This is a genomic window from Arthrobacter sp. UKPF54-2 (genome assembly GCF_007858535.1).
Classification (GTDB): domain Bacteria; phylum Actinomycetota; class Actinomycetes; order Actinomycetales; family Micrococcaceae; genus Arthrobacter.
In genome coordinates, this window is record NZ_CP040174.1 from 1,959,612 (window position 1) to 1,977,657 (window position 18,046).

General features: G+C 69.1%; 19 protein-coding genes. 7 read left to right on the forward strand and 12 right to left on the reverse strand.

Annotation, left to right across the window (positions count from 1 at the left end; translation table 11 throughout):
- Window positions 1-9: 9 nt before the first annotated feature.
- Window positions 10-234 carry a DUF3188 domain-containing protein gene (locus E7Y32_RS08965; protein ID WP_146336827.1) on the forward strand — a complete coding sequence of 75 codons (225 nt, stop codon included), beginning with the start codon at window positions 10-12 and terminating at the stop codon, window positions 232-234.
- On the opposite strand, the gene E7Y32_RS08970 is transcribed toward E7Y32_RS08965, so the two are convergent.
- Both E7Y32_RS08970 and E7Y32_RS08975 read right to left on the reverse strand, forming a co-directional pair.
- The gene (locus E7Y32_RS08970) at window positions 224-1,906 is read right to left on the reverse strand and encodes a SulP family inorganic anion transporter (protein ID WP_146336828.1); all 1,683 of its coding nucleotides are present in this window, start codon (window positions 1,904-1,906) and stop codon (window positions 224-226) included. The genes E7Y32_RS08965 and E7Y32_RS08970 overlap by 11 nt on opposite strands.
- The gene (locus E7Y32_RS08975; RefSeq protein WP_146336829.1) at window positions 1,903-2,295 is read right to left on the reverse strand and encodes a metalloregulator ArsR/SmtB family transcription factor; all 393 of its coding nucleotides are present in this window, start codon (window positions 2,293-2,295) and stop codon (window positions 1,903-1,905) included. The genes E7Y32_RS08970 and E7Y32_RS08975 overlap by 4 nt, the downstream gene beginning before the upstream one ends.
- 145 nt (window positions 2,296-2,440) lie before the next feature.
- Here E7Y32_RS08975 and E7Y32_RS08980 point away from each other — a divergent pair, with 145 nt between their 5' ends.
- The 4 genes from E7Y32_RS08980 to E7Y32_RS08995 are packed head-to-tail and all read left to right on the forward strand — an operon-like array spanning window position 2,441 to window position 5,771.
- A complete protein-coding gene (locus E7Y32_RS08980) occupies window positions 2,441-2,920 on the forward strand; it encodes a MaoC family dehydratase N-terminal domain-containing protein (protein WP_146336830.1) in 480 nt (159 codons plus the stop codon).
- A 2-nt stretch (window positions 2,921-2,922) separates the two neighbouring features.
- The gene (locus tag E7Y32_RS08985) at window positions 2,923-3,360 is read left to right on the forward strand and encodes a MaoC family dehydratase (RefSeq protein WP_146336831.1); all 438 of its coding nucleotides are present in this window, start codon (window positions 2,923-2,925) and stop codon (window positions 3,358-3,360) included.
- 18 nt (window positions 3,361-3,378) lie between these two features.
- Window positions 3,379-4,650: a sugar MFS transporter gene (locus E7Y32_RS08990; protein WP_146338432.1), complete on the forward strand. Its 1,272-nt coding sequence runs from the start codon at window positions 3,379-3,381 to the stop codon at window positions 4,648-4,650.
- 53 nt (window positions 4,651-4,703) lie between these two features.
- Window positions 4,704-5,771, forward strand: a complete 1,068-nt coding sequence (locus E7Y32_RS08995; protein ID WP_146336832.1) for a UDP-N-acetylmuramate dehydrogenase — start codon at window positions 4,704-4,706, stop codon at window positions 5,769-5,771.
- 21 nt (window positions 5,772-5,792) lie between these two features.
- Here the strand turns inward: E7Y32_RS08995 and E7Y32_RS09000 are convergent, their stop codons facing one another.
- The gene (locus E7Y32_RS09000) at window positions 5,793-6,278 is read right to left on the reverse strand and encodes a hypothetical protein (RefSeq protein WP_146336833.1); all 486 of its coding nucleotides are present in this window, start codon (window positions 6,276-6,278) and stop codon (window positions 5,793-5,795) included.
- 121 nt (window positions 6,279-6,399) lie between these two features.
- Here E7Y32_RS09000 and E7Y32_RS09005 point away from each other — a divergent pair, with 121 nt between their 5' ends.
- Window positions 6,400-7,512 (forward strand): winged helix DNA-binding domain-containing protein, encoded by a 1,113-nt coding sequence (locus E7Y32_RS09005; protein WP_146336834.1) that lies wholly within the window; start codon window positions 6,400-6,402, stop codon window positions 7,510-7,512.
- On the opposite strand, the gene asd is transcribed toward E7Y32_RS09005, so the two are convergent.
- The 9 genes from asd to E7Y32_RS09050 form a co-directional block, all read right to left on the reverse strand.
- Window positions 7,509-8,651, reverse strand: coding sequence for an aspartate-semialdehyde dehydrogenase (gene asd / locus E7Y32_RS09010; RefSeq protein ID WP_146336835.1), 1,143 nt, complete (start codon window positions 8,649-8,651; stop codon window positions 7,509-7,511). The genes E7Y32_RS09005 and asd overlap by 4 nt on opposite strands.
- 81 nt (window positions 8,652-8,732) lie before the next feature.
- Window positions 8,733-8,951, reverse strand: a complete 219-nt coding sequence (locus E7Y32_RS09015) for an NF038396 family protein (protein WP_146336836.1) — start codon at window positions 8,949-8,951, stop codon at window positions 8,733-8,735.
- Window positions 8,951-9,544 carry a dihydrofolate reductase gene (locus E7Y32_RS09020; protein ID WP_146336837.1) on the reverse strand — a complete coding sequence of 198 codons (594 nt, stop codon included), beginning with the start codon at window positions 9,542-9,544 and terminating at the stop codon, window positions 8,951-8,953. Before E7Y32_RS09020 ends, E7Y32_RS09015 begins: the two co-directional genes overlap by 1 nt.
- Entirely contained in the window at window positions 9,541-10,344 is an 804-nt protein-coding gene (locus tag E7Y32_RS09025; RefSeq protein ID WP_146336838.1) for a thymidylate synthase, read from the reverse strand. Before E7Y32_RS09025 ends, E7Y32_RS09020 begins: the two co-directional genes overlap by 4 nt.
- A 35-nt stretch (window positions 10,345-10,379) precedes the next feature.
- Window positions 10,380-11,405 (reverse strand): NUDIX domain-containing protein, encoded by a 1,026-nt coding sequence (locus E7Y32_RS09030; RefSeq protein WP_146336839.1) that lies wholly within the window; start codon window positions 11,403-11,405, stop codon window positions 10,380-10,382.
- Window positions 11,357-13,621 carry an RNA degradosome polyphosphate kinase gene (locus tag E7Y32_RS09035; RefSeq protein ID WP_261382391.1) on the reverse strand — a complete coding sequence of 755 codons (2,265 nt, stop codon included), beginning with the start codon at window positions 13,619-13,621 and terminating at the stop codon, window positions 11,357-11,359. The genes E7Y32_RS09030 and E7Y32_RS09035 overlap by 49 nt, the downstream gene beginning before the upstream one ends.
- A gap of 101 nt (window positions 13,622-13,722) precedes the next feature.
- Window positions 13,723-14,715 carry a mycothiol synthase gene (mshD, locus tag E7Y32_RS09040; RefSeq protein ID WP_146336840.1) on the reverse strand — a complete coding sequence of 331 codons (993 nt, stop codon included), beginning with the start codon at window positions 14,713-14,715 and terminating at the stop codon, window positions 13,723-13,725.
- 273 nt (window positions 14,716-14,988) lie between these two features.
- Window positions 14,989-16,149, reverse strand: coding sequence for an IS1249 family transposase (locus tag E7Y32_RS09045; RefSeq protein WP_186466963.1), 1,161 nt, complete (start codon window positions 16,147-16,149; stop codon window positions 14,989-14,991).
- A gap of 128 nt (window positions 16,150-16,277) precedes the next feature.
- Window positions 16,278-16,976, reverse strand: a complete 699-nt coding sequence (locus E7Y32_RS09050) for a response regulator transcription factor (RefSeq protein ID WP_146336841.1) — start codon at window positions 16,974-16,976, stop codon at window positions 16,278-16,280.
- 295 nt (window positions 16,977-17,271) lie between these two features.
- Here E7Y32_RS09050 and E7Y32_RS09055 point away from each other — a divergent pair, with 295 nt between their 5' ends.
- On the forward strand, window positions 17,272-18,006 hold the full coding sequence (locus E7Y32_RS09055) for a permease (protein WP_146336842.1): 735 nt from the start codon (window positions 17,272-17,274) through the stop codon (window positions 18,004-18,006).
- Window positions 18,007-18,046: the final 40 nt, after the last annotated feature.

An 18,046-nucleotide genomic window follows, 5' to 3' on the forward strand; every position in this document is an offset into this window, starting at 1 on the left:
ACTGGCACGGTGCTGAACGAATTCTGGGCCACCGCGCCAACCACCTACAAGGTGCTCGTTTTCAGCGCCATGGGGCTGATCGCCGTCGGCATCATCCTCAACCTCGTCGGCAATACCACCGGCAACCAGGGCCTGGCGCTGGCCTCCCTGGCCGTGATCGGGCTCGGGCTCGTCCTGCACATCGCCGGAATCGTGGTCCGCGGCCAGACGATCCGCAAAAACCTCAGGCGTTAGCGGCGGCGTTCCGCGCCACGTGGCTCCGCGCGTGCTCCACGGCCCCGGGCAGGCTGTCGAACAAGTGCTTATGGTGCCGGAGCGAGCGGATCACGCCCACGTTTGTCACCAAAGCCAGATGCTGCGGCTGGATGCCTTTGAGCAGCACCGTGACGCCGCGCAGTTCCAGCGCCGAGATCACCTCCACCAGCGTGTGCGCCCCGGTCGCGTCGAGCAGCCGCACCTGCGAGAGCCGGATGATCGCGACCTGGATGTCCCTGACCTGGCTGATTTCCTGCAGGACCCGTTCCGCCGCGCCGAAGAACATGGCGCCGTCCAGCCGGAAGATGGCGATGTGGCCGTCCCCGGGTTCCGGCGGCCCGGGGATGTCCTCGCGCTGCACCCCGCTGAGTGAGGCAAACTTCCGCAGCGTGAACACCGCCGCCGCGACGAGCCCGATCTCGATCGCCACGATCAGGTCGAACGCCACGGTGATCAGCGCCGTCAGGACAAAAACGAAGGCATCCGCCCGGGTGGAACGCAGCACCGCCGCCACGGTCTGACGCGAGACCATTCGCGTGGCCGTGACCATCAGGATCCCGGCCAGCACCGCCAGCGGGATCCTGCCCACCAGAGGCGCTGCGAGGTAGATGATGGCCAGCAGCACCAGGGCGTGCACAATCGCCGCGAGCCGGGTTTTGGCTCCGGAGCGCACGTTGACGGCGGTCCGGGCGATCGCGCCGGTGGCCGGCATCCCGCCGAAGAGCCCCGCCGCCACCGATGCCAGGCCCTGCCCGGTGAGTTCGCGGTCCGGGCTATAGGTGCCGGTGGGGCGGCCGTCCGGACCCACCATGCCGGCGGCCACCCGGGCGGACAGCAGCGACTCGATGGCCGCGAGCGTGGCGATGGACACCGCCGGCATCAGGAGCCCGCCCAGCGCCGACGGATCCAGCGCCGGCAGTGCGGGGGCTGCGAGCGAATGCGGCAGGGCACCGATCCGTGGGATCTGCAGACCCAGGAGTTCGGCCGCCAGGGTGGCCAGCAGCACCGCTGCCAGGCTCGCGGGAATGGTCTTGTTGAGCCGGGGGAGCAGGAACATCACCGCGGCGACGCCCGCCACCACGGCCAGGGTCTGCAGCACGGCGGGAGCGGAGGCCGAGGCTGCGCTCTCGACTGCGGCCAGCACGGTGTTGTGGCCCGGCACCCCCGCCGTCCCGGTGGCCATGGGCACCTGCTGCAGGAAGATGATGGCCGCGATGCCCAGGGTGAAGCCTTCCACCACGGGCCACGGGATGAAGGCGACCGCCCGGCCCATGCCGCTGATGCCCAGGAGGATGACCAGCAGCCCGGCCATCACGGAGACGAGGGCGATGCTCCCGGCCCCGTGCGCGGCGACCACGGGGGCCAGAACCACCACCATTGCGCCGGTAGGTCCGGAGACCTGGACGTGGGAGCCGCCCATCACGGCGGCCACCAGCCCGGCGACCACCGCCGTGATGAGCCCGGCCTCGGCGCCCACCCCAGAGCTCACCCCGAACGCGAGGGCCAGCGGCAGGGCTACGATGCCCACGGTGATGCCGGAGAGCAGGTCCGTCCGCCAGGACGTGCGCAGCCCCTCGTAGTCGCGAACGGACGGCAGGAACCGGGCAAGGTAGCCGCCCCGGGAGCTTCGGGAGACTGTCCCGGCGGTCACGAGGCGACGCCTGGCTGGGGCGAGGCGGGCAGCGGCGCGGCCGGCAGTTCCTGCGCGAGCCGGAGCTGCTCACCCGAGTCCGCGAGGCTGTCCAGCAGGAAGATCCGGGCGATGGCCAGCAGCTCGGCAATCTTCGGGTGCGCCAGCCGGTACGTTACCGCGTTGGCCGTCCGGACCGAGGTCACCACCCGGTGCCGGCGCAAGGTGGCCAGGTGCTGGGACAGGTGCGAGGCCTCAAGCCCTGTCTCGGCCAGCAGGTGGCTGACCGGGGCCGCGGTGTCCGGCGCGGCCGCCAGCAGTTCCAATACCCGGATCCTCGCCGGGTGGGCCAGGGCCTTGAACAGATTCGCCTTGATCTCGTACAGGGGGGCCTGCGCTGCGGGCATCATCGGAAGGACCTGCGCTCTCTCCGCGACCGGAGCACCGGGCCGCGGCTTGCTGACTTGATGTTTTCATCATACCGCTGTGAGGCAAGGCCGCCCGCGCGCCTGTAACGCGGACGGCCCGCCCGGGGTTGGGCGCTAGGCTGGAGCCATGACTATCAATCCGGATCTCCAGGGCCGCAATTACCCTGCCGCAGAGGTGTATGACGTCGGCCGCGAGAAGATCCGCGAGTTCGCGCGCGCAGTCAAGGCCACCCACCGGGCCCACTTCGAGGTGGACGCCGCCCGGTCCCTGGGCCACGGCGACCTGGTGGCCCCGCCCACCTTCGTGATCATCGTGGCGCAGCGCGCCGACGCGCAGCTGATCGAAGACCCGGAATCCGGCATCGATTTCTCCCGCGTGGTCCACGCCGACCAGCGCTTCGTGCACCACCGGCCGATCGTCGCCGGCGACCGCCTCGTGGCCGAACTCCACGTCGACGGCGTCCGCGCCATGGGGGGAGGGGCCATGATCACCACCCGCTCCGAGATCTTCGCCCTCACCGGCGGCGCCGCGGCCGGAGATTCCGGCGGCCGCGAAGCCGTCGCCACCACCACCTCGTCCATCCTGGTCCGCGGAGAGGGACAGTAGCCATGAGCATTGACATCGCAGAACTCACCGTCGGCCAGGAAATCGGCAGCCGCGCCATCGAGGTCACCCGCACCGACCTCGTCAAGTACGCCGGCGCCTCCGGCGACTTCAACCCGATCCACTGGAACGAACCCTTCGCCACGGGCGTGGGCCTGCCCGGCGTGATCGCCCACGGCATGTTCACGATGGGCGCCGCCGTCCAGCTCGTGACCGACTGGGCCGGCGACCCGGCCGCCGTCGTCGACTTCCAGACCCGCTTCACCAAGCCCGTCCCGGTGGCGGACACCACCGGAACCCCGGAGCCCGGTGCCGTGATCGAGGTCAGCGGCGCCATCGGGGCGCTCGACGCCGACGCCGGCACCGCCCGCGTGGATCTCACCGTCGTCGCCGGGGGCCAGAAGGTCCTGATGAAGGCCCAGGCCGTCGTCCGGCTGGCCTGACCCGATGATGCTGCCGTGATGGCACGAGCCGCGCAGACCGCCGAAGTCACCCGGTGGCGCAACGCCGTCGTGGCCGCCTATGCCTTCAGCGGCATAGCGTTCGCCAGCTGGGTGTCCCGGCTGCCGGCCATCCGGGACGGGCTGGACCTCACGCCCGGAAACGTCGGCCTGCTGCTGCTCTGCATGACACTGGGCTCCTTCGTCTCGGTGTCCGCGTCAGGGCTGATCGTCCTGCGCTTCGGCTCCAAGCAGACCATCCGGATCGGCAGCATCATGGTGGGCGCAGGCCTGGTCCTCGCCGGATTCGGCACCTCCGTCCTGGTCAATCCGCTGGCGGTCGCGGCCGGACTCGTGGTGGTGGGCCTCGGCACCGCCAGCTGGAACACCGCCTCCAACGTGGAAGGCGCCGCCGTCGAGCGCGCGGTGCGCCGCCACATCATGCCCCGGCTGCACGGCGCCTTCAGCCTCGGCACGGTTGCCGGCGCGGGAGCGGGCGCTTGGGCTGCCGGCGCCGGCGTGCCGGTCTTCTGGCACCTGGGCGCCGTGGGACTGCTGGTCGCCGCCTCCGTGGCCACGGCCGCCGGCTGGTTCCGCGCCGACGTCACCCCGGTGGAGGAGAAGACCTTCACCCCGGCCGGGACTGACACCTTCGAGGACCCCTCCACCGGGCCGCTGCCAGTCATCAGCCAGGCCACGCAGGGCCCGGAAGAACCGCTGGACAACAAACGGCAGATCGCGCAGGCGTGGCGGGACCGCCGGACCCTGCTGCTGGGCGTGCTGGTGCTGGGGCTGGCCCTGGCCGAAGGCGCGGCCGGCGACTGGGTGGCCCTGGCGCTCGCCGACGGCCACGGCCAGTCCGACGCCGCCGGAGCCGCCGGCTACGGCCTCTTCGTCACGTTTATGACCGTCGGCCGCTTCGCCGGGACCCTGGTGCTGGACCGCTTTGGCCGGGTCCCCGTGATGCGCTGGTGCGCGGCGCTGGCCGTGGCGGGACTGGGCCTGTTCGTCTTCGCGCCGGTGCCCTGGCTGGCCTACGTGGCCCTGGCCGTCTGGGGCCTGGGCGCCTCGCTGGGCTTCCCGGTTGGCATGTCCGCCGCCGCCGACGACCCGGTCAAGGCCGCCGCGCGCGTCTCGGTGGTGTCCACCATTGGCTACGGGGCGTTCCTCTGCGGGCCGCCGCTGCTGGGCCTGCTGGCCGAGCACGTAGGCATCCTGCACTCGCTGCTGGCGGTCATGGTGATGCTGGTGGTCAGCTTCCTGCTCTCCCCGGTGGCCCGCAAGACCGCTTAGCCCCACAGCGGCCGCCTTTCCGGGCAAGCCCCGGACCCGGCTAGGCTGGAGGGGTGACCCAGACACTGCTTTCCGCCCTGACCACAGCCGGCGTCGGCGGCCCCGCCGCCACCTACGTCGAAGCCCGCACCGAAGCGGAGATCATCGACGCCGTCCGTACGGCGGACGCCGCCGGCGAACCGCTGCTGATCATCGGCGGCGGCTCGAACCTGCTGGTAGCCGACGCCGGCTACCCCGGCACGGTCCTGAAAATCGCGTCCGAGGGCTTCACGGTCAACGCCGAGGACTCCTGCGGCGGGGTCGCCGTTGTGGTCCAGGCGGGCCACAACTGGGACGCCCTGGTGGAGCACGCCGTCAAACATGCTTGGTCCGGCATAGAAGCCCTGTCCGGGATCCCCGGCGCCACCGGGGCGACCCCGGTGCAGAACGTGGGGGCCTACGGGGCGGACGTCTCGCAGACCATCGCCGCGGTGCGGACCTGGGACCGGGAACGCAACGCCGTGCAGACCTTCACCAATTCGGAGCTCAAGTTCGGCTACCGGGACTCCGTGCTGAAACAGGCCACCTCCAACGGATCCCCGCGCTACGTAGTGCTCACGGTGGAGTTCCAGCTACCGCTGGGCCGGATGAGTGCCCCGGTCCGCTACGCCGAACTGGCCCGGGCGCTCGGCGTCGAGGTGGGCCAGCGGGCCTACTCCAACGATGTCCGCCGGGAGGTGCTCCGGCTGCGGTCATCCAAGGGCATGGTCCTGGACCCGGCAGACCGGGACACCTACTCCACCGGCTCCTTCTTCACGAACCCGATCGTGCCGGCCGCGGTCGCCGCGACACTGCCTGAGGACGCCCCGCGCTACCCGGGCGGCGCCGACGGGCTGACCAAGCTCTCCGCGGCCTGGCTGATCGACAAGGCCGGCTACGGCAAGGGTTTCGGGCTGGAGCCCGGCAGCGTCTCCGGGGGCCGGGCATCGCTGTCCACCAAGCACACCCTGGCCATCACCAACCGGGGAGGGGCCAGCGCCGCGGACCTGCTGGCCATTGCCAGGGAGGTGCGCCGCGGCGTCGCCGAACGCTTCGGGATCGAGCTGCACCCCGAGCCGCTGCTGATCGGCATCGAGCTCTAAGCCATCCGGCATCAGCCGGGCCTAGTTCCTGCCGCGCTGCGGGGCCACCTTGCTGAAGAGCATGAACGTGAAGCCGGAAGCCGCCGCGCCGAGGAGGAAGACCTGGCAGAACGCCACGGACTGGGCGCTGGGCCCGCTTCGCAGCAGGAGCCCGGCGCAGGCGAAAGCCACCGCCCCGGCCAGCAGCGCCAGCGAGCCGAGCAGGAAACTGCGCACCGTCGCCGGAAACTCGCCGCCCGGATCGAGATCGAGTTCCCGGCGATCGCCGACCCGATGGGCAGGGGTCCGCGGCTGGAGCGACGCGGCAGTCACAAAACTGGCCACCGCGACCGCCATGCACACCGACGACACCGCCTGGAACGTTGTCATCATGGGGGAGAGGCGGGTGCCGCTGGCAATGGCGACGGCGAGGCCGGCCCCCATGCCAGCGGCGCTGGCGGCCCAGCCGAGCAGGGCCAGCCTCCTGCACAGGGGCCGCAGGCGCGGCCACACTTCACCCAGAGTCATGCCTCTACCTTAAGGAAACCGGCTGGGCGCAGGCTGGGAGGGCGCCGGGCATCGCCCCGGCAGCTGCCGGGGCGGGGACGGAGTCTGCGGGAATGTCCGGCCCCCGGCCTAGGATGATGCCATGGCAGCAGTGGAGCGCACGCGTCTGAGCCCGGCCGTGATGGGCCGGCTCCGGCTGGCCTCGCAGGGGCTCGTCGGTCCGGGCTTCGGCTCCGTCCCGGAAGCCGTCAGATCGATGCCGGCACTGCAGGCGCAGGACCTGCAGGCATCGCTGTGGGCTGTGGGACAGCGCGTTCCGGGCTCCCGCGTGGCCGACGTTCGTGCGGCCCTGGACCGCGGCGAAATCGTCCGCTCCTGGCCGATGCGCGGCACGCTTCACCTGCTGGCACCGGAGGACCTGAAATGGATCCTGGCCATCACGTCCAACCGCCTCATCAAGAGCCTCGCCGGGCGGCACCGGGACCTCGGCATCTCGGCCGCGGACGTGGACGCAGCCGCCGAAGCCGCGCTGGCGCGGGTGGCGGGCGGCGGCGCGGCAAGCCGGGCGGAGATGTTCCAAGCCTTCGAACAGGCCGGACAGTCCACGGCGGGTCAGCGCGGCATCCATTTGCTGGCGATGCTGTGCCAGCGGGGCTTGCTGGTGCAGGGGCCGCTGGCTGGCAACCAGCAGCTGGTGGTGGCCGTCGACGACTGGATCAAGAATTCGCGGAGCCTGGACCGGGCTGAAGGCATTGCAGAGTGGCTGCTCCGCTATTTCCGCAGCCACGGCCCCGCCACCGAGCGGGACTTCGCCTGGTGGTCCGGCATTCCGCTGACGGACACCCGCGCGGCACTGGCCGAGGTACGGGACCAGTTGGTGGAGCTGGACTTTGAGGGAACGCCGTACTGGCTGTCGCCGGAGACGGCGGCCCTGCTCGAGGACGGCGTCCCCGGCCAGCGTGCAGTGCTGGCGCTGCCCGGGTTCGACGAGTTCCTGCTGGGCTACACGGACCGGTCGATCGCACTGCCCGCGCACCACGCGGACAAGATCGTCCCCGGCGGCAACGGGGTGTTCAAGAAGACCATCGTGGCCGGCGGCGTTGTGGTCGGCACCTGGTCGGCGCCCGGCAGTGCCGTCGTGCCGGAGCCCTTTGACGGGGTTAACGGACTGCGGCCCGCAGCTCGAAGGTCCTTTGAGCTGCAGGCCGCGAAGTACCGGCGGTTCCTGGGGTTGAAGGACCCTGGCCGGCCCTAGAGTGTGCCGGTGGCGATTTTGAGCATGCGCCGCAGGGGCTCGGCCGCGCCCCAGAGGAGTTGGTCGCCCACGGTGAAGGCGCTGATGTATTCCGGGCCCATTTCGAGCTTGCGGATGCGGCCCACCGGGATGTCCAGGGTGCCGGACGCCGCCACCGGGGTGAGATCCGCCATCGAGGCTTCCTTGGTGTTGGGCACCACCGTGGCCCATTCGTTGTCCGCGTCGAGCAGCTTCTCGATCTCGGCAACGGAGAGATCCTCGCGGAGCTTGAGCGTCAGCGCCTGGGAGTGTGAACGCATGGCGCCGATCCGGACGCACAGGCCGTCCATGATGACGCGGTCCGCGCCGGAGGTACCCAGGATCTTGTTGGTTTCCACCCCCGCCTTCCACTCCTCCTTGGACTGGCCGTTGCCGAGGTCCGCGTCGATCCAGGGGATCAGCGAGCCCGCCAGCGGAACACCGAACTGGGTGGCGTCGATGTCGGTGCGCTGGTGCGCCAGCACCTTGCGGTCGATCTCGAGGATGGCCGACGCCGGGTCGTCCAGTTCGCTGCTGACCTCGGCGTTGAGCGTGCCGAACTGGCTCAGCAGTTCGCGCATGTGCCGGGCGCCGCCGCCGGACGCGGCCTGGTAGGTCATCGAGGTGCCCCATTCGACGAGGCCGTTCTTGAACAGCCCGCCGAGGCCCATCAGCATGCAGGAAACGGTGCAGTTGCCGCCGATGTAGTCCTTCACCCCGCCGGAGAGGCCGGCGTCGATGACGTCGCGGTTGATCGGGTCCAGCACGATGATCGAGTCGTCGTTCATGCGGAGGGTGGACGCTGCGTCGATCCAGAGGCCGTCCCACCCGCGGCTGCGCAGCTCGCCGTGCACCTGCTTGGTGTAGTCGCCGCCCTGGGCGGTCACGATGATCGGCAGCTTCGCCAGCGTCTCGACGTCGAACGCGTCCTCAAGCTTGCCGGCGGCACCTGCCGCCGCGCCGGCGACGGCCGGGGAGGCACCTCCGGCGTTGGAGGTGGAGAAGAAGACCGGGTTGATGTTGGCGAAGTCGCCTTCGTCCTGCATGCGCTGCATCAGGACGGAGCCGACCATGCCACGCCAACCGACCAGTCCGACGGACGGGGTAGCTGCTGTAGTCATTGGGCCAGTTTAGACTTTGCGGTGGCAAGGCCGCAGTCGGTTACGTCACGGCCGGGCCGGTACCAGCCGATGCGGGAGCCGCTACTCGCCGTCGGGCTCGGCCAGCAGGGCGCTCTTACGCCGGCGCAGGGCGAACACCGCGCCGAAGGCGAACACCTGGGTGACAACAACGAGCACGATCGCGCCGGCGATCTTGTTGCCGCCGAGGATCATGGTCAGCCCCACGATCGCGGACAGCAGCGCCAGCAGCGGCAACAGCATGTAGCCAAGGACAAACAAAGTTTCGGGTTTACGCAGCATTACTTGGCCTCCGTCCGGCGCCACAGCGTGATCCGGTAGCGGGTGCCGTTTGCGGCGGTCAGCCAGCCGTCGGCCGGGAGGCTGGCCTCCGCGGCCCAGTCGTAACCCAGCTCCGGCGCGAACGTGTCGCCCTCGGTGGCGGTGTCGATCGTGGTGACCACGGCGACATCGGCCAGGTCCAGGGACTGGGTGAAGATCTCCCCGCCGCCAATGATCCAGACCATCTGCTGGCCCGGCGCGAACTGGGATTCCAGCAGCGCGTCATCGAGGGACTTGACCGCCAGGGCGCCTTCCGCCTCCGGCGTCCCGCCCCAGCCTTCCTGCCGGGTGATGACGATGTTCGTGCGGCCGGGAAGCGGCCGGTACTTGTCCGGGAAGGAATCCCAGGTTTTGCGGCCCATGATGACGGGGTGCCCTGAGGTGAGCCGGCTGAAATGCGCCATGTCCTCGGGCAGGTGCCACGGCATGGACCCGGCCTGGCCGATCACGCCCGTGCTGGTCTGTGCCCACACCAGCCCGAGCCCGGTGACGGTGCCGCGGACATGCTCGGTGAAATCGGCGGGTTCCATGTGTTTGCTCGTCTCGTTGCTCATACCGCGATCGGAGCCTTGATCGTCGGGTGGTGCTGGTAGCCGACCACCTCGAAGTCCTCGAGGGTGTAATCGAAGATGGACTCCGGCTTGCGGGTGATCTTCAGCTGCGGGTACTCGTACGGTTCCCGGCCCAGCTGGGTGAGGACCTGGTCCAAGTGGTTCTCGTAGATGTGGACGTCGCCGCCGGTCCAGACGAACTCGCCCGGCTCCAGCCCGGTCTGCTGCGCCAGCATGCAGGTCAGCAGGGCGTACGAGGCGATGTTGAACGGCACACCCAGGAAGGTGTCGGCCGAGCGCTGGTACAGCTGGCAGGAAAGCTTGCCATCGGCGACGTAGAACTGGAAGAACGCGTGGCACGGCGGCAGGGCCATGTCCTTGAGTTCGGCGACGTTCCAGGCCGAGACAATGTGCCGGCGTGAATCGGGGTTGGCCTTGAGGTTCTCCACAAGCTCGGCGATCTGGTCGATGTGTCCGCCGTCGGGTGTGGGCCAGGAGCGCCACTGCACGCCGTAGACCGGGCCAAGTTCGCCGTCGGCGTCGGCCCATTCATTCCAGATGGTGACGCCCTGGTCCTGCATCCACTTCACGTTGCTGTCCCCGCGCAGGAACCACAGCAGTTCCACGGCCACGGACTTGAAATGCACCCGCTTGGTGGTGATCAGCGGGAAGCTCTTGCCCAGGTCGAAGCGCAGCTGCCGGCCGAACACGCTGCGGGTGCCAGTGCCGGTGCGGTCGGATTTGTGCGTGCCGTGTTCGAGCACGTCGCGCAGCAGGTCTTCATAGGGCGTTGGGATGCTCACCGTTCCAGTCTAGGGGGTCTCCGCGGTCAAGGACCCTAGTCGTCGAAGGGCCGGAATTGCTCCACGGCGACAACCTTGCCCTTGGGGCGCGAGACATGGCAGACAATGATTTCCCCGGGGGAGAGGTAGGGGTCGTTTTCCGGCAGCAGGGCCCGCAGCCGGGAGTTCATGTGTTTGCCGAGCTGCGCGAAGACCGTGGGCAGGGCCGGGCGGTGCGTGCACAGGGCCACGGCCCGTTCCTTGTCGAAGAGGGACTCGACGACGTTGGCGGTTTTGTGCGGGCTCCGGCCGTGCAGGTGCTCGGTGAGGGACTCATGCAGCTTCACCTTGGCGTCCACGGCCTTGGCGTAGGGGGCGACCGTCGCCACGCAGCGCAGCCACGGACTGGTCACCACCCGCGACGGGCTCCACGCCCGCAGCAGCCGCCCCACGGCCTGGGCCTGGCGGGCACCGGTGGCGGCCAGCGGGCGGTCGCCCTCGGCCTTGGACCAGGACGAGCGCGGCTTGGCCTTGGCGTGCCGGACCACCAGCAGCGGCCAGGTATCGAGTTCATTGCGGGCATGCGCCGCCGCGAGGTGCTCCAGCGGGGCCCGGTCGCTGGGGTTGCTCAGCAGGGACGCGGCCTTCTCTGGCGAGCACCACATCACGCTGTCCACCTCCTTGCCGTCCGGGTGAAGCGGGGCGCCGTCGACGTCGACCGCCCAGTAGTGCACGACCTTCAGCCCGGCCGCCACGTGGTAGTGGATCGGTGGCAGCGGGATGCCGAGGGGTGCCTTGAGGCCGATCTCCTCTTCCACCTCGCGGGCGGCACACTCGGGGACGGTCTCGCCCGGGTCGAGCTTGCCCTTGGGCCAGGACCAGTCGTCGTACCGGGGGCGGTGGATCAGCAGGACCTCGAGCTTGTCCTTGTTGACTCGCCACGGCAGCGCCCCGGCCGCGACGACGGCGACCGGCTCGCCGGGATGGTCGGTCTGGTCCTCAACCAGCGAATCGCTGTTTACCACCGGTGGCCCTAGCGCAGGCTCGTCGAGCGCTGCCGCGAACGGGAAGCGAGCAGCCATGACTGGACGTCCTCGAGGGCGGTGCCGTCCTCCGCGAGGTGGTGGCGGACCCATTCGCCGTCGTGGTCCAAGTGCCAGCTGGCGGTGCCCGGGTCCATGTAGCGGCGCAGCATGTCGAGGACATAGGAGGTGTCGTCGCCGCTGCTGAGCTGCACGAGGGCCTCCACCCGGCGGTCCAGGTTGCGGTGCATCATGTCGGCCGAGCCGATGTACACCACCGGGTTGCCGGCGTTGGCGAACGCGAAGACCCGGGAGTGCTCCAGGAAGCGGCCCAGGATGGAGCGGACCGTGATGTTCTCGCTCAGGCCGGGCACGCCGGGACGCAGCGAGCAGATGCCGCGGACAATGACGTCCACCTGCACGCCGGCCTGCGAGGCGCGGTAGAGGGAGTCGATGATGGCTTCGTCCACCATCGAGTTCACCTTGATCTGGACGCGGGCGGCGATCCCGGCCCGGGCGTTGCGGATCTCCGTTTCGATCCGGTCGATCAGCCCCGAACGCACCGAGCGCGGGGCCACCAGCAGACGCTTGAAGGTGGACTTCGGCGCGTAGCCGGAGAGCTGGTTGAAGAGCTTGGACAGGTCCTCGCCCACCTGCTCATTGGCGGTAAGCAGGCCCAGGTCCTCGTAGTAGCGGGCCGTGCGGGGGTGGTAGTTGCCGGTGCCGATGTGGCAGTAGCGGCGCAGGCCGTCGACTTCCTGGCGGACCACGAGGGAGAGCTTGCAGTGGGTCTTCAGGCCCACGATCCCGTAGACCACGTGTACCCCGGCCTGCTCCAGCTTCCGGGCCCAGGAGATGTTGGCCTGTTCATCGAAACGGGCCTTGATCTCCACCAGGGCGAGCACCTGCTTGCCGGCCTCGGCCGCGTCAATCAGCGCATCGACGATCGGCGAGTCGCCGGAGGTGCGGTACAGGGTCTGCTTGATGGCCTGGACCTTGGGATCTGCGGCGGCCTGCTCGAGGAAGGCCTGCACGGAGGTGGAGAAGGAATCGTAGGGGTGATGCAGGAGGATGTCCCGGCGCCGCATGGCCGCGAAGACGTTCGCCGCCTTGGACGTTTCCGATTCGTTCAGGTACCGGGAGGTGTGCGGGACGTGCTTGGGGTAGTGCAGGTCCGCGCGGTCGATGCCCGCGATCACGGAGAGCCCGCGCAGGTCCAGGGGGGCCGGGACGGAGTAGACCTCGGATTCCTCCACGCCGAGCTCGCGGATCAGCAACGCCCGGATGTTGGGGTTGATGTCATTGGTGACCTCAAGCCGGACGGGCGGGCCGAAGCGGCGGCGCAGCAGTTCCTTCTCCAGCGCCTGCAGCAGGTTCTCGGCGTCGTCCTCTTCGACCTCGACGTCCTCGTTGCGGGTGACGCGGAAGGTGTGGTGCTCCAGCACCTCCATCCCGGCGAAAAGCTGGTCCAGGTGGACGGCGATGACTTCCTCGAGCGCGATGAACCGGGCCACCCGGCCCGGGACCGACCCGGCGCGCGGGCCGTCGATGGAGATCAGCCGCGGCAGCTGGTCCGGGACCTTGACACGGGCGAACAGTTCCTTGTCGCTGACCGGGTTGCGGACCACCACGGCGAGGTTCAGCGAGAGCCCGGAGATGTACGGGAACGGGTGGGCCGGGTCCACGGCCAGCGGCGTCAGGATCGGGAAGACCTTTTCCGCGAACATGGCGCTGAGCTGGTCCTTGGCCTGGTCGTCCAGTTCCTCCCAGTGCATCAGGTGGATGTGCTCGTACGCCAGCGCCGGGCGGATCTGCTCGGCGTAGACGCGGGCGTGGCGCTGCTGCAGCCGGTGGGCGGCCTCGCCGATTTGTTCCAGGACCTGCATGGGGCTCAGCCCGGCGGGGGAGGGCACGGCGAGGCCGGTAGCGATGCGGCGCTTGAGTCCGGCGACTCGGACCATAAAGAACTCGTCCAGGTTGGAGGCGAAGATGGACAGGAAGCCCACCCGCTCGAGCAGGTAGAGGTTGGGATCCTCGGCAAGTTCCAGCACACGCGAGTTAAACGCCAGCCAGCTCAGCTCCCGGTCCAGGAAACGGTCGGGGCTGATGTCGCCTTCCGGTTCAAGGTTGGGGGCGAACTCGGGGATGTCGATCCGGTCCTGGGTGGCGCGCGAGGCGGGCACTTCGGAGGAACCGAACCGCGCCCGCACGGGACGCGCAGCCTTGTCCGGCGTAGCGGTTCCAGAGCTGGCTGTCCGGGCAGAATCCCGTTGCATGGTCTCTCCTAATGCTGGCGCGAGTTAGCTTCAACCTTACAAGGAATCAGAGCCGGAAGAGCCCAGGTTTCGCCCGGCCGCGGGGGCGGGCCAAGACGCGGCTACTGCCCGTCGCGCGGCGCGTACATCACGTCTTTGTCCCAGCGGGAAAAGCCGAGCCGCCGGTACAGGGCGACGGCGGGGATGTTGTCGGCGTCGACGTACAGCATGACGGCGTGCAGGCCCTGCTGCTGCAGGTGCTTGATGCCGGCGACCGTGAGGGCTTTGCCCAGGCCGGTGCCTTGGGCTTCGGGGGCGACGCCGACGACGTAGACCTCGCCGATCGCCGGGTGCTCGCCGTGCCGAGGGTGGACCTTGGTCCAGTGGAAGCCGATGATCCGGCCCTCGGCGTCGATCGCGAGCAGGAAGCCCGCCGGGTCGAACCACGGCTCGGCCATCCGGGCGTCGAGGTCGGCGCGGCTCATGTTCCCTTGTTCCGGGTGGTGGGCGAACGCGGCCCGGTTGACCGCGAGCCAGGCGTCCTCGTCCTGGCCGGGCACAAAGCCGCGCAGCGAGATGCCCGCCGGCAGGACGACGTCGGGCAGTTCAGAGGCCGCTGTGGCGAGCCGCATCTTCCACAGCTCCCGGACGGGTGCGTAGCCGTAGCGGGCGGCCAGGTCGGCCGCGGCCTCGTGGTTGCCGTGCGACCAGGCCTTGAGCCCGGTGAAACCGCGGACCGTGCGCAGTTCGCCGACCAGCCGGTCCGCGACGCCCTGGTTGCGGTAGTTCGGGTGCACGGCTACTTCCAGCACCCCGGTCCCGTCCGGTTCCCCGATCACCACGGCGAACCCGGCCAGGTCGTTGCCGCGGCCGGCGTTGAGGCGGGCCGGGGAGTCCTCGCCGGAATAGTCGGGGGAGTAGAGGGCCAGGGCCAGCACGGTGTGCGGCCCGGCGTCGCGGGCGCGGAGTGTCACGAGGGTCTGTTCGGACAGCGGGGGGTTGCCGTCGGACTCCTCCGCGGCGGCCACGAGCGTGGTGACGTCCCGCAGCAGCTGTTCATCGACAGCTCCCTGCAGGGTAAGTACGGGCCAGTTCTCCGGATGCGCGGGACTCATGCTGCAAGGCTATACGGCCGCCGCCCAAAGCCGGGTGAAAATCCGGCCGATTTGATGCAACCGCCGTCGGGACGTATAGTCGATATCTCATCCGGCTGGACGGTGCGTAACCGTTGAATGGATGTGAGGGGGATCCACCACTGGGGTGGCCTCGATACGTTCGACCCGTATGTCCTCCACTGCAACGCCAAGCGGCGAAACGAAAGCCCCGGACTTTCCAGTCCGGGGCTTTTTCGGGGTTATAGGACAAAATGTGTGTCTTTTTCGGGCGTGTTAGGTGCGTCCTGCCCAGCCTTTTCTGGCCCAGAGGCCTTCTTCGGCGCTGAGACCGGCGCTATAACGTTCCGGGCCCGGAGTACCGTCCGTGATCACCGTTCGCTTCGGCCGCGGGAGCTCGTAGTGGTGCGCCGCGATCAGCTCGGCCGGCGGTAGCGGGTTTTCGCTGTGGAGGTAGAGGTACCACTCGATGGCGCGCTTTTGGTGCTCTTCGCTCATCCCGCGGTGGGCCCGGAGGATTAGACGGAGCTGGGCGTTCGTGCCGCCTTCGATTCGGTTGGTTGTGGGTGCAATGTTGAGCCCGGCGTGTTCGGCACGCAGGTACGTGAAGAGAGTCCCGGCCCGGCTGAGGCGTTCGAGGAGCCGGTAGGCCTTGCGCAGCCGGTCGTGGGTGAACCACCAGCTTTGGTTTGCCCGCACCCATCCCGGCACGAGGGCGGTGCCGTTGCGGTAGGTCCTGGCCCGGACGAGGTGCCCGTGGTCCTGATACCAGTCGTTCAGGCCTCCGAGCCAGGCCGCGGCTTCGGTCGCCGTGGTGATTCTGGTCAGGGCACGGCCAAGGCGCAGGAGCGCTTTGCCGGCCTCGGTTCTGGGCCGGCCGGTCAGGTAGGTGCGGACGTTGCGTTGGACGTGCACCTGGCAGCGCTGGACCGCGGTCTCGGACCAGCATTCAGACAGGGCGGCGGCAATCCCGGCGCCGCCGTCGGTGATCACGACCGTGGGCGCGGGGAACCTTGCCAGCAGGGCCGCCCACGCAGCCTTTTTCTCGGTGTCGCACCATTGCCACCCGAGGACGTAATCGCCGGCGACCGCGATCAGGCAGCACCACGAGCCGACGTAAATCCCGTCGACCTGGATCTGGTCGTGGACCTCGCCGGTGACGGGAATCTGTGGGGCGATATTCCAGCACCAGCCCGTCCGGCGGCGGAAGGACCGGTCGGCGCCTTCCCGGACACACTCGACCTGGGAGCTCTTGCCCATGAGCCAGCCGAGAAAGGCGCCCAGTTGGGCCCGGCGTTCCACATCGGGCCGGGTCCTGGTGCTGCTCGCACCGCACCCCGTACATCTCCACCGGGTCCGCCCGGCGGAGGTCTTACCGTTCCGCTTGAGTCCAGAACCACAGAGCACACAACGCGAGGAATTCCCAGCACCAGCCACAACTACGAGTCTCAGGGCATAGCAAACCCCGCATTACCGCCCCGGCACTAGGAAGCAGGCCTCACGCAGACACACATTTTGTCCTATAACCCCTTTTTCGCGTCCGGCCGGTGCCGGCGACGGGCCGCTTAGGCCTCGGTGAGTTCCTCGTCCGGCTGCCGGACCAGGGTCAGGCGGTAGCCGACGTTGCGGACCGTGCTGATCAGGTTTTCGTGGTCGGCGCCGAGCTTGGCCCGCAGCCGCCGGACGTGGACGTCCACGGTGCGCGTGCCGCCGTAGTAGTCGTAGCCCCACACCTCGGTGAGCAGCTGCTGGCGGGTGAAGACCCGGCCGGGGTGCTGGGCCAAGTACTTGAGCAGTTCAAATTCCTTGAAGGTCAGGTTGAGCGCCGCCCCGTTGACCCGGGCCGTGTAGCTGGCCTCATCAATCACGACGCCTGCCGCCCTGATCTCCGTGGGGGTGTCGTCCGCGTCGGGCAGGGCGCGGGCAACGCCGAGGCGGATACGGGCCTCGACTTCGGCGGGGCCGGCGGATTCGAGCAGGATGTCATCCACCGCCCAGGCCGAGGAGACGGCGGCCATGCCGCCTTCGGTCAGGATCAGCATAAGGGGGGCGCTCAGGCCGGTCGCCTTGAGCAGCTGGGTGAGGGAGCGGGCGCCAACGAGGTCCTTGCGCGCGTCAAGCAGGACAATGTCGCACGGGTCGGTTTCCAGCAGGGCCGTGGGCTCGGCCGGAAGGATGTGGACGCGGTGGTTGAGCAGTTCCAGCGCAGGCAGGACATCCACCGATGACCCGGTGCTGTTCGTCAGTAGCAGGATGTGCGACATGGTTCCTCCAAGGGGTGTCCGCGCATCTTTGGGCGTCTGAGCCGGGCTTTCACCGGCCGGTACTGAGCTTCCTGCCGGTGCCCTGCCTGCGGCTGCCGGAGGAAGTGTAGCTGATTCTTGAGTATACCCAACCGCCCCTGCGCAGCGGCTGTTGCGCCGCTCCAGCAGGGTTCTTTTGCGACACAAATCGTTCACATAGGGCAGGATTGATCCGGAGAACCGCATTGGGAAGAGCCGCAGGGGACAATCCGCAGGGGGAAACAGCAGTGGGAAGAGCCGTATTGGGAAGCGCCGCGTGAAGTCCTGGAGTGTCGGGGTCATCGGCCTGGCCGGGCTCGCCGCGATTATCGCCGGCGCCTACTCAACACCCGAAGCGCTGCTGGCCGTCGCCGCGATCACCGCCGCCTGCGTCGGTATCGGCTGGCCGCACTTCCTGGGCATCCCGGCCAAGAAAACCCTCGCCGCCCTGATCGGCCTGCCCGGAATCGGCTCGGCCGTCGCCGCCACCTACCTGCCCGCCCCGGGTTTCCTGAACTGGACGCCGGCGTTTGTGGCGGCCGGGGTGATGGCCGTTTTTGTGATGCAGTTGATCCGCGGCACCGGCCAGGCCCAGCGCCTCGAATCGACCCTGGGCTCCTGCGCCGGTGTGCTCCTCTCCTGCCTTGGAGCCGGCTGGATCGCCTGCTCGCGTTTCAATGGTGTCCGCGAGATGCTGCTCATCGCCGCCATCAGCGCCGCGATCGCCCTGGCGGCGGGCCTGATCCGCTGGCCGGACCGTATTGTGGCGCCGCTGGGCATCGTCGGGGCCGGGCTCGCCGGTCCGCTGGCCGGCCTGGTGCTCTCTGACATCGCCGTCCTGCCGGCCGCCCTCGTCGGGGTCGTCGTCGGGGCCGTGCTGGTCAGCTTCCGCCGGCTCGTGATCCTGCGCGGCGGAACCCTCAACCTGCCGGCCGTGCTGGGCATGGGCCTGGGGCCCGTCTCCGCGGTCGGTTCCCTGGCCTACTTCATAGACAAACTACTCATTCACTAAAGCGTTAGGATGGCATCATGTCCGTACTTGCATTTGAGAT

What these genes read in the sequence shown, in the direction of transcription:
- E7Y32_RS09005 (WP_146336834.1), top strand. Translation starts at nt 6,400, where the DNA reads ATGGCAGCAGTGGAGCGCACGCGTCTGAGCCCGGCCGTGATGGGCCGG.
- E7Y32_RS09000 (WP_146336833.1), bottom strand. Translation starts at nt 6,278, where the DNA reads ATGACTCTGGGTGAAGTGTGGCCGCGCCTGCGGCCCCTGTGCAGGAGG.
- E7Y32_RS09015 (WP_146336836.1), bottom strand. Translation starts at nt 8,951, where the DNA reads ATGCTGCGTAAACCCGAAACTTTGTTTGTCCTTGGCTACATGCTGTTG.
- E7Y32_RS09050 (WP_146336841.1), bottom strand. Translation starts at nt 16,976, where the DNA reads ATGTCGCACATCCTGCTACTGACGAACAGCACCGGGTCATCGGTGGAT.
- E7Y32_RS09020 (WP_146336837.1), bottom strand. Translation starts at nt 9,544, where the DNA reads ATGAGCAACGAGACGAGCAAACACATGGAACCCGCCGATTTCACCGAG.
- E7Y32_RS08985 (WP_146336831.1), top strand. Translation starts at nt 2,923, where the DNA reads ATGAGCATTGACATCGCAGAACTCACCGTCGGCCAGGAAATCGGCAGC.
- E7Y32_RS08990 (WP_146338432.1), top strand. Translation starts at nt 3,379, where the DNA reads ATGGCACGAGCCGCGCAGACCGCCGAAGTCACCCGGTGGCGCAACGCC.
- E7Y32_RS08975 (WP_146336829.1), bottom strand. Translation starts at nt 2,295, where the DNA reads ATGATGCCCGCAGCGCAGGCCCCCCTGTACGAGATCAAGGCGAATCTG.
- E7Y32_RS09035 (WP_261382391.1), bottom strand. Translation starts at nt 13,621, where the DNA reads ATGCAACGGGATTCTGCCCGGACAGCCAGCTCTGGAACCGCTACGCCG.
- mshD (WP_146336840.1), bottom strand. Translation starts at nt 14,715, where the DNA reads ATGAGTCCCGCGCATCCGGAGAACTGGCCCGTACTTACCCTGCAGGGA.
- asd (WP_146336835.1), bottom strand. Translation starts at nt 8,651, where the DNA reads ATGACTACAGCAGCTACCCCGTCCGTCGGACTGGTCGGTTGGCGTGGC.
- E7Y32_RS08980 (WP_146336830.1), top strand. Translation starts at nt 2,441, where the DNA reads ATGACTATCAATCCGGATCTCCAGGGCCGCAATTACCCTGCCGCAGAG.
- E7Y32_RS09030 (WP_146336839.1), bottom strand. Translation starts at nt 11,405, where the DNA reads ATGGCTGCTCGCTTCCCGTTCGCGGCAGCGCTCGACGAGCCTGCGCTA.